The 9,366-nt window shown below is 70.9% G+C and carries 7 protein-coding genes; 3 read left to right on the top strand and 4 right to left on the bottom strand.

Features of this window, described 5'->3' with window-relative positions:
* Positions 1-2,014, top strand: a 2,014-nt coding sequence (locus E1295_RS45520; RefSeq protein ID WP_220449231.1) for an adenylate/guanylate cyclase domain-containing protein, incomplete at its 5' end; no start/stop codon positions are given.
* A gap of 33 nt (positions 2,015-2,047) precedes the next feature.
* Positions 2,048-2,710 (top strand): Crp/Fnr family transcriptional regulator, encoded by a 663-nt coding sequence (locus E1295_RS45515; protein WP_132641218.1) that lies wholly within the window; start codon positions 2,048-2,050, stop codon positions 2,708-2,710.
* Between the two features lie 27 nt (positions 2,711-2,737).
* Here the strand turns inward: E1295_RS45515 and E1295_RS45510 are convergent, their stop codons facing one another.
* Together E1295_RS45510 and E1295_RS45505 are read right to left on the bottom strand one after the other, a co-directional pair.
* On the bottom strand, positions 2,738-3,490 hold the full coding sequence (locus tag E1295_RS45510; protein WP_132641216.1) for a methylenetetrahydrofolate reductase: 753 nt from the start codon (positions 3,488-3,490) through the stop codon (positions 2,738-2,740).
* Positions 3,491-3,501: 11 nt separating this feature from the next.
* Positions 3,502-4,158 (bottom strand): TetR/AcrR family transcriptional regulator, encoded by a 657-nt coding sequence (locus E1295_RS45505; RefSeq protein ID WP_166427740.1) that lies wholly within the window; start codon positions 4,156-4,158, stop codon positions 3,502-3,504.
* Positions 4,159-4,227: 69 nt separating this feature from the next.
* Between E1295_RS45505 and E1295_RS45500 the strand changes: the two genes are divergently transcribed.
* On the top strand, positions 4,228-5,676 hold the full coding sequence (locus E1295_RS45500) for an MFS transporter (RefSeq protein WP_246081181.1): 1,449 nt from the start codon (positions 4,228-4,230) through the stop codon (positions 5,674-5,676).
* Here E1295_RS45500 and E1295_RS45495 read toward each other — a convergent pair.
* Together E1295_RS45495 and E1295_RS45490 are read right to left on the bottom strand one after the other, a co-directional pair.
* Positions 5,637-7,517: an ABC transporter ATP-binding protein gene (locus E1295_RS45495; protein ID WP_132641212.1), complete on the bottom strand. Its 1,881-nt coding sequence runs from the start codon at positions 7,515-7,517 to the stop codon at positions 5,637-5,639. The genes E1295_RS45500 and E1295_RS45495 overlap by 40 nt on opposite strands.
* A gap of 34 nt (positions 7,518-7,551) precedes the next feature.
* The coding region (locus E1295_RS45490; RefSeq protein ID WP_132641210.1) for a PhoX family protein at positions 7,552-9,366 on the bottom strand (1,815 nt) is incomplete at its 5' end.

Genomic DNA, 9,366 nt, shown 5'->3' with positions numbered 1-9,366 from the left:
CGGTCCGTCCCCCTACCTGCCTCCCGCCACCCAGCCGGTGCGCGGCGTGGTGTGGGGCATCCACCTCGTCCTGCCGCTGCTCGGCCTCTGGTTGCTGCTGAGCCAGCCGCACATCAACATCTCCTGGCAGCACAACGCCAGCCACTTCTGGATGATCGTCCTTGTGGCCGGGGTCAACGTCGTGCTCGGCGTCATGGTCAGCGAGGCGTCACGGCGCCGCAACGACGCCCGGTTGTTCCTCGTCTCCATGGTGTTCCTGAGCAGCGCGGGTTTCTTCTTCCTGCACGGCCTGGCCACCCCCAAGATCATCCTGCCGGCCGGCTCGCTCGGCTTCGACCTGGGCCAGCAGGTGGGGTTGTCGATCGCGGCGGTGTTCGCGCTCGGCTCGGCGCTGCCGCTGGGCGAGGCCGCGGCCAGGTCCGTGCTCCGTGCCCAGCACGTCATCCGCGGCGCGCTCGCCGCCGTCATGGTGGTGTGGGGCGTCACCTCGCTGGTCCCCGGCCTGACGACGCTCAGCGAGCCGCCGATGGTCACGCCGATCGGCTGGCTGGTGTGGGCGTCCATCCCCGGCCTGCTGCTCTACGGCGCGGCGAGCGTGCTGATGTTCCGCCTGCACCGCCGCCGCCCGTCGGCCATGCTGATCAGCCTCATCACGGCGTACGCGCTGCTGGCCGAGAGCATGGTCGCCGGGATGTCGCAGCTCAACTGGCACCTGTCCTGGTGGGAGTGGCACCTGCTGCTCACGTTCGCCTTCGTGTTCGTGGCCTACAGCGCCTACCTGCAGTTCAGGCGCGAGGGGTCGAGCGGCGGGCTGTTCGACTCGGTGGCGCTGGCCGCGACCGTCCGCCGCATCCAGCAGGACTACGACAAGGCGCTCGAAGAGCTGGTCGAGCACGTACGCCGCGGCGAGCCGCTGGCCGCTGCGCGGCTGTCGGGCAAGTTCCGGCTCAACGAAGGGCAGGCGGCGGTGCTCGACCGGGCCGGCGAGGCGCTGGCCAACGAGCGTGAGCTGTCGGAGCGGCTGGCCGCCCTGGTCTCGGTGAGCGCCCAGACCCGGATCGGCCTGCCCGAGCAGGAGCTGCTCGCCTCGTCGCTGGAGCGGGTGCGGCAGGCGTACGGTGACGTCAAGATCGGGCTGGTCGCCGACGGGAGCACGCAGATCGGCTCGCGCGACTACAGCTTCGACGGTGACACCCCGATCCGGCGCGAGCACCTGCTCGCCTTCCCCCTGACCGTCAAGGGCAGCCTCGCCGGTGTGCTGGAGGTGCCGGTCGGCCGCACCAGCCAGGACGAGGCGCTGGCCGCCACGCTGGCGGGGCAGCTGTCCATCTCCCTGGAGAACGCCCGTCTCTACAAGGAGCTGCACACCCTGTTCCACCAGTACATGTCGCCCGACGTGGCGCACGCGCTGCTCGCCGACCCGGGTCAGGCCGCGCTCGGCGGTGAGGTGAAGGAACTGAGCGCGCTCTTCGCCGACCTCAAGGGCTTCACGACGTTCTCCGAGAAGGTGTCGCCCGGCGAGATCGTCGAGATGCTCAACCGCTACCACACGGCGGCCGTGCCCTGCATCCTGAACAATGGCGGCACGATCGTGCAGTTCGTCGGCGACGCGCTGCTCGCCCTGTTCAACGCGCCCGCCCTGCAGGCCGATCACGCCAAGGCCGCCTGCCGGGCCGCGCTCGACATGCAGCGCGCCGCGGCCGAGGTGGCCGAGGAGATGGCGTGGAAGCGGGACGGCGACGTCGAGTGGCCGACATTCCGGGTGGGCGTCAACACCGGCCCCGCCCTGGTCGGCAACATCGGCAGCCCCGAGCTGCGCGGCTTCAACGCGATGGGCGACTGCGTCAACGTGGCAGCCAGGCTCCAGGGCGTCGCCGAACCCGGCACGGTCGTCATCGGCGAGACGACGTACAAGCAGCTGGGCCGTGACGCGACGGTGCGGTCCCTGGGGCGGCTCAACCTCAAGGGCAAGGAGGAACTCGTCGCGGCGTACGTTCTCACCGATCTGCCGTAGAACGTCGCCTCCTGTACCGACATAATCGGGCCCATGAACGCAGAGCCCGGCGAGTTCCTGTCCCTGCTCACCGACGAGGAGGTGGCGGCGCTGCGCGCGGCGGGGCGGCTGCGACGCTGGGACCGCGGCACGACCGTCATCACCGAGGGCGACACGTCAGATTGGGTGCTCGTGCTGCTGGAGGGCCGGGTGAAGGTCTCCTCGCACACGAGCGGCGGCAACGAGGTGGTGCTCGCCGTACGCGGCCCCGGCGGGCTGATCGGCGAGCAGTCGGCCATCGACGGCTCGCCGCGCTCGGCCACGGTCACCACGCTGGAGCCCGTCACCGGCCTCGTCGTGCGCGACTTCGTCTCCTTCCTGGAGACGCACGGGCGCGTCGCGGTGCTGCTCATGAAGCTCGTCAGCGAGCGGCTGCGCGACTCCGACAGGAAGCGCATCGAGTACGGCGCGTTCGACACCACGGGCAGGGTGGCGACGCGCCTGCTCGAACTGGCCGACCGCTACGGCGAGCAGACCGCCGGCGGCCTGCGCGTCGCGCTCCCGCTGTCGCAGGACGAGCTGGCCGGGTGGACGGGCTCGTCCCGCGAGGCCGTCAGCAAGGCGCTGCGCACGCTGCGCGACCGCGGCCTGATCGAGACCGGGCGGCGGCGCGTGACCATCCACGACGTCGAGGGGCTGCGCCAACGCGCCCGTTAACGCCTGCGACAGGTCAGCCGTACGTCATCAATGGGGCATGGTCGCGGCGAGCAGGCGTTCGACGTCGCGGTAGCGGGAGACGGGGATGAGGTGCACTCCGTCGAAGGCGCCGGAGTCGCGCAGGGCGAGCACCTGCTCGCAGGCCGCCTCCACACCCGCCTGGCGGTCGCCGGTCACCTGCCGCACCAGGGCGTCGGGCAGCGCGATGTCGGGAATCGTCGTGGCCAGGCTGCGGGCGTGGGCGGCGCTGGCCAGCACCATCACGCCCGCGTAGACCGGCGCGTCCACCGGGTGCGCCTCGCGCCAGCGCACCTGCGCCTCCACCGAGAAGGAGACCTGGAGGAAGAGGAAGTCGGCCGCGCGTTTCCAGGCCGGCAGCGGGCGCAACCCCGCCGCCGCCCCCAGACGGGAGCCGGGCGAGAACTCCCTGGCCTCCTCGATCATCGATCGCACGGTGAGATCGCTCGTACGGTTGCCGCTCGCGGGCTTGTCGCCGTAGACGAACAGGAACTGGTCGACGCCGTACGCCGCCGCCGTCAGCAGGTCGCGGCGGAAGCCGAGCAGGTTGCGGTCGCGCGAGTTGAGGCAGGCGATGCCGCGCCCGCCCATCGCCTCGACCTCGTGCGCCACCGCGACGCTCGACACGGTGGCGCGGCCGATGTGGTTGTCGGGGATGAGGAAGGCGTGGGCGACCTTGCTCATGGTGCCGATCTGGTGCCTGACGTGCTTCAGATCGGGCTTTGTGGGCGGTTCGATCTCGCAGATCAACTCGAAGGCCATGAACCACGACCCTAACGCCGGGCCGCGAGCGCTGCTATGCCGCTGAGCACCAGGTCGACGCCGAACGTGTCGTACAGGTGCGGGTCCTTCCGCTCGACCAGCGGGCCCGCCATCTCCACCAGGTGCGGGTAGCTCTCGACGGGCAGTGACTGCAGGTCGAGCCGCTTGCGCCTGACCCGCTGCGCTTCGGCCTCGCCGGACGGGGACGCCTGCTGGGCGGCCGTGGCGTCGGCGATGGCGGTGGCGCTGTGCAGCAGGTACTGCGTGATCAGGCAGCTCTCCTCCACGCTGAACCCGGCCGCGCGGGTCAGCCTGAGCGCGTGGTCCCAGACGGCCAGGAAGCTCGGCACCGTGACGGCGTCGATCTGCTCGATCACGTCCTTGGCGCAGGGGTGGGCGCGCAGGGTCCTGATCAGGCCCTCGGTCAGGTCGCGCAGTTGCTCCTGCCACGGGCGCTCGTCGGCCGGCTTGGGCGCGAAGCCGCCGACCAGGTGGTCGGCCATGCCGATGATCAGCTGCTCCTTGTTCTTGTAGTGCCAGTAGAGGGCCATCGGCGTGACGCCCAGGTCGGAGGCCAGCCGCCGGATCGTGACGGCGTCGAGCCCTTCGGCGTCGCCGATCTCCAGGGCTCGTTCCGCGATCGCCCGCGCGGTCAGTTTCTTCGCCACGGTTGACAACTATACGACGTACACGTTCAACTGTACGCCGTACAAGTACGGTGTATAGGAGGACATGTCGTGCGATGGTGGGCGCTTGGCGCGGTGACCCTGGGGACGTTCATGACGTACCTGGACAACAACGTGGGCAACGTCGCCCTGCCCACGATTCAGCGCGAGCTCGGGCTGTCGATCAGCGGCCTGGAGTGGATCGTGAGCTCGTACATCCTGCTCTTCGCCGGGCTCATGCCGGCGGGCGGCCGCCTCGCCGACGTGTACGGCGCCCGCAGGGTGTTCCTGACCGGCCTGACGATCTTCACGCTGGCCTCGCTGGCCGCCGGCCTGGCCACCACGGGCGCGACGCTCATCGCGGCGCGGGCCGTGCAGGGCGTCGGCGCGGCGCTGCTCACGCCCACGGCGCTGGCCCTGATCGGCCAGATCTTCCCCGACCCCGGCGAGCGCGGCCGTGCCGTGGGCGTCTGGAGCTCCGCGGGGGCGCTGTCCATGGCGCTCGGCCCGTTCGCCGGCGGCTTCATCAGCGAGCACCTGCACTGGGGCTGGATCTATCTGGTCAACGTCCCGCTCGGGCTGCTGGCCTTCGGCCTCGCCCTCTGGGCCGTCAGACCCGCCTTCACGCGCGTGCGGCGCAGCCTCGACCTGCCCGGACTGGCCACCTCTGCCGTCGCCCTGTCGTCCCTGACGTACGCGCTCATCGAAGGAGAGGCGGCGGGCTGGACCTCGCCCCCGATCCTGGCCGCGTTCGGCGTCGCCGCGGCGGCGGCCACGGCATTCGTGCTGGTGGAGTCCTGGGCCGCCGAGCCGATGGCGGCGATGGTGTTGTTCCGCTCGCGGGTGTTCAGCGGCGGGCTGATCACCAGCGGGATCTGGTCGTTCGGCGTGTTCGGCATCTACTTCTTCAGCGCGTTGTGGCTGCAGAACGTGCTGGGCTTCTCCCCCACCGAGGCCGGCGCCGCGTTCGTGCCGATGGCGCTCGTCATGGCCGTGGTCGCGATGTCATCGCAGCGCATCACCTCCTGGCTCGGCATCGGACGTACGGTGGCGCTCGGGATGGCGCTCATGGGCGTGGCGATCTACCTGATCTCCCGCGTCGGCGCCGACGGCACCTACGCGGACGTCGCGCCCTGGTTCCTGCTGTACGGCCTGGGCGGCGGCATGCTCGTGCCCCTGACGGCCGCGGTGCTCAACGGCATGCCCCAGGACAGGGCGGGCGTGGCCTCGGGCATGTTCAACGTGTCACGCGAGGTGTCCGGGCTGCTCGGCGTCACGGTGCTGGGCGCGCTCCTGAGCGTCAGGCAGGCGGCCGGCGACCGGGCGCCGCTGCTCGCCTTCCTCGACGGCTACCGGTTCGCCCTGGTCGTCGCGGCGGTCGTGGTGCTGGCGGGCATCCCGGTCGCGCTGTTCTCGCTGCGCGGGGCCGCCGGACGCGACGAGCCCTCCGGATCTGCCGAGCCCGCCGCGCCCGCTGATCCTCAGGCCACCGCCTCGGCCACCGCCGGCTCGGCGAACTGAGTGGTGTACAGCTCCTCGTACCGGCCCCCGGCTTCGAGCAGCTCGGTGTGCGTGCCGCGCTCGACCACCCGCCCGTCCTCGATCACCAGGATGACGTCGGCGGCGCGGATCGTGGACAGCCGGTGCGCGATCACCACCGCCGTACGCCCGTGCAGCGCCTCGCCGAGCGCCGCCTGCACCGCCGCCTCCGAGGTGGAGTCGAGCGCCGCCGTGGCCTCGTCCAGGATCACCACCCGGGGCCTGGCCAGCAGCAGCCGGGCGATCGTCAGGCGCTGGCGTTCGCCGCCCGACAGCCGGTAGCCGCGCTCGCCCACCACCGTGTCGAGCCCGTCGGGCAGCGACTCGATCAGCGTGGCCAGCCGGGCCCTGGTGAGCGCGTCCCACAGCTCGTCCTCCTCCGCCTCCGGCCTGGCGAGGAGCAGGTTGGCCCTGATCGTGTCGTGGAACAGGTGCCCGTCCTGCGTGACCATGCCGAGCGTGTCGCGGATCGAGTCGGCGGTCAGGTCGCGTACGTCCACGCCGCCGAGCCGTACGGAGCCCGCGTCGACGTCGTACAGCCTGGGCAGCAGCTGCGCGATCGTGGACTTGCCGGCGCCGGACGAGCCGACCAGCGCCACCATCTGTCCGGGCTCGGCCCGGAACGAGACACCGTGCAGCACCTCGACGCCGCCGCGCGTGTCCAGCGTGGCCACCTCCTCCAGCGAGGCGAGCGAGACCTTGTCGGCCGACGGGTAGGCGAAGCGCACGTCGTCGAACTCGACCGACACGGGGCCCTCGGGGACCGGGCGCGCGTCGGGCTTCTCCTGGATGAGCGGCTTGAGGTCGAGCACCTCGAAGACGCGCTCGAAGCTGACGACCGCGCTCATGACGTCCACGCGGGCGCTGGCCAGCGCGGTCAGCGGGGCGTACAGGCGGGTGAGCAGCATGGCCATCGACACCAGCGCGCCGGGGGCGAGCTGGGCGCGCAGCGCGTAGAAGCCGCCGAGCCCGTACACGAGGGCCAGGGCGAGCGCCGACACCAGCGTCAGGGCGGTCACGAAGACCGTCTGCGTCATGGCGGTGCGTACGCCGATGTCGCGCACCCGGCGGGCCCGGGAGGCGAACTCGGCCGACTCGTGCGCGGGCCGGCCGAACAGCTTGACCAGGGTCGCGCCCGGCGCGGAGAACCGCTCGGTCATCTGGGTGCCCATGGCCGCGTTGTGGTCGGCCGCCTCGCGCCGCAACCGCGCGATCCGCGTGCCCATGCGCCGCGCGGGCACGATGAACACGGGCAGGAGCAGCAGCGCGAGCAGCGTGATCTGCCAGGAGATGGCGAGCATCGCGATGAGCGTCAGCGTGAGCGTCACGACGTTGCCCGCCACGCTGGACAGCGTGTCGGTGAAGGCCCGCTGCGCGCCGATCACGTCGTTGTTGAGCCGGCTGACCAGCGCGCCCGTGCGCGTCCTGGTGAAGAACGCGATCGGCATGCGCTGGACGTGGTCGAAGACGGCCGTACGCAGGTCGAGGATCAGGCTCTCCCCCAGCCCTGCGGACAACCAGCGGCTGAGCAGCCCGATGCCCGCCTCCGCGACCGCGAGGCCCGCGATCATCAGCGCCACCACGACCACCACGCTGAGCGGCTCGGCGTTGAAGATCGCGTCGACCACCCGTCCCGCCAGCAGCGGCGACCCCACCGCCAGGCCCGCCATGACCACGCTGAGCAGCAGGAACAGCGTCAGCCTGCGGCGGTGCGGGCGGGCGAACGCGGCGATGCGCCGGAGCGTCGCCCTGGAGACGGAGCGACGCTCCTGCCGGTTGTTCATCGAGTACAGCTGGTGCCACGCGGTCATTTCCATGCTCATGGCATGGAGATTAGAGCCTCAACTTAACTTGAGGTCAAGAGCCGATCTTCTGGCCCTTCTTGTGCCAGACCACGGCCACCGACGGGCGCGGCTGGTCGCCGTCGGGCCAGCGGCTGCCCGGCTTGTCGGGGCTCGCGCCGTCGACCTCGCCCGGGTGCTGCACCGCCACGAACACGCTGCGCTGGTCCTTCGTGACCATCGGGCCGCAGGTCTCCGCGCCGACCGGGACGGTGAGGAACTGGCGCAGATGGCCGCGTTCCCTGCCGCGTACCGGCATCACGAACAGGCCGTCGTTCGTGCCGAGCGCGTTGCCGTCCGTCGAGATCCACAGGTTGCCGTCGCGGTCGAACGTCACGTTGTCCGGGCAGGAGATCGGCGAGACCTTCTTCTTGTCGTAGCCCGCGAAATAGGTGTTCGCGTCGTCGGGGTCGCCGCAGACCAGCGGCACCGACCAGGCGAACCTCCTCGCCCCGGCGTCGTCGCGCCGCTCGACGATCTCCAGGACGTGGCCGTGCTTGTTCGAGGCGCGCGGGTTGGCCTCGTCCGCCTGGGCCGGGGTGCGCTCGGAGTTGTTGGTCAGCGCGACGTACACGCCGCCCGTGACCGGGTTGCGCTCCATGTCCTCCGGGCGGTCCATCTTGGTCGCGCCCACCTTGTCGGCCGCCACCCGCGTGTAGACGAGCACCTCCTCCGCGGTCATGCCCTTCACGTACGACCTGTCGCCCGAGACCAGCGGGATCCACTCGCCCGAGCCGTCGAACTCGCCGTCCTTCGGCAGCTTGCCCGACCCGTCGATCTCCTTCTCCGGGCTGTCGCCGGTGAACCTGGCGACGTACAGGGTGCCCTCGTCGAGCAGGTCGCGGTTGTGCCGGTCGGCCCCCTGCCGGTAACGCCCCTTCGACACGAACTTGTAGATGTACTCGAAGCGCGAGTCGTCACCCATGTAGACGACCAGGCGGCCGTCGCGGGCCAGCGTCGTGTTGGCCGCCTCGTGCTTGAACCGGCCGAGCGCCGTACGCTTGACCGGCGTCGAGTCGGGGTCGAACGGGTCGATCTCCACGACCCACCCGAACCTGTTGCACTCGTTCGGGTGCTTGGCCAGGTCGAAGCGCTCATCGACCCGGTCGAACCTGCGGCTGATCTCCGGAGTGCCCTCCGCGATCGTGTAACGCTTGGTGTACGGCCGCTGCTTGGCCGGCACCTTGTCGCCGTTGACGAAATACTGGTCGAAGTTCTCCTCGGCGGTCAGCACCGTGCCCCACGGAGTCGTGCCGCCCGCGCAGTTGTTCAGCATGCCGATGGGTTTGCGGCCCTTGGGGTCGGCGTCCGTCCTGAGCAGGTCGCTGCCCGCCGCCGGACCGGAGAACTTCATGGGCGTCTCGGCGGTGATGCGCCGGTTGTAGCGGCGACGCCCCTTGGTGACCAGCTTCCACTCGCCGGCGCGGCCCTCCCGCTCGATCTCCACGACCGAGCCGCCGTGCCCCGCCAGGCCGATCCTGATCTGCTCCTCGGTGGCCTCCGCGCCGCCGGGGTAGCCGCGGAACATCAGGTTCTCGTCGGTGTACTCGTGGTTCACCCAGAGCAGCGCCCGGTCACGGCCCATCGGGAACATCGTCACGTAGTCGCAGTTGTAGCCGAACTGCTTGCTCTGCGCCTCGGCGCTCTGGTCGTCGAAGTCGAACTCCGGCGCGTCCGGCAGCACCGGGTCGCCCCAGCGCACGACCACCGAGGAACGGTAGTTCTCCGGGATGGTCAGCTTGTCGTCCTTGTTGGGCCGGACCGGCGTGAAACGCAGGTCGCCGCCCCGCCCGCCGGGCGCGGGTCGGGACGCCTCGGCCAGCGCCGGCGC

Source organism: Nonomuraea mesophila (genome assembly GCF_004352805.1).
GTDB classification, from domain to species: Bacteria; Actinomycetota; Actinomycetes; order Streptosporangiales; family Streptosporangiaceae; genus Nonomuraea; species Nonomuraea longispora.
Note: the sequence above shows the minus strand (reverse complement) of the source record. Positions and strands in the feature narration are given on the sequence as shown.